The organism is Alkalibacterium iburiense, from assembly GCF_039521845.1.
In the GTDB taxonomy this organism is placed as follows: domain Bacteria; phylum Bacillota; class Bacilli; order Lactobacillales; family Carnobacteriaceae_A; genus Alkalibacterium; species Alkalibacterium iburiense.
On the sequence record NZ_BAAACW010000115.1, the window covers coordinates 1,714 to 2,256 of the forward strand.

A 543-nucleotide genomic window follows, 5' to 3' on the forward strand; every position below is an offset into this window, starting at 1 on the left:
CTATACACAAAAATAGACATCAAACACCTTGTAGCGTGTGCTTTGGAGGTGCCTGATTATGAATATTGATTTAAAACTTCCGAATTATACTAGTAATTTAAAAGAACTAATTGTTGAGTTTATTTTGTACAAACAGTCGACTGGAAGAAAAACTCGCTTATATGCTGTGACACTAAAGGTCTTTGATAATTATTGTATTCAAAATCATTTGCAGGGAAAGACATTAGAAAAATCGATGGTAAATAACTTTCTTCTAGTAAATTCTAATCGGAAAATGTCATCAGTGAAAACATATGCATCTGTTCTAAGAGAATTCGGCCGATACTTAATCTCTCATAAGAATATGCAGAATGTCTTTATTCCTCGCCCTCTTGGAAGTAAAAAAAGCACATATATTCCCTACATCTTCACTCACCAAAAATTACAACTAATATTAAAAAATGCAGCCCTTTATCAGTGTAACCAAAGGTTACAACCTAATATGCAAAATGTAATTCATTGTTTATATGCATTCTTATATTGTACTGGAATTCGTATATCAGA

The 543-nt window shown here is 31.5% G+C and carries 1 protein-coding gene; it reads left to right on the forward strand.

What is annotated here, in order from left to right:
* Positions 1-58: 58 nt before the first annotated feature.
* Positions 59-543, forward strand: a 485-nt coding sequence (locus ABDZ53_RS09520; RefSeq protein ID WP_343755925.1) for a hypothetical protein, incomplete at its 3' end; no start/stop codon positions are given.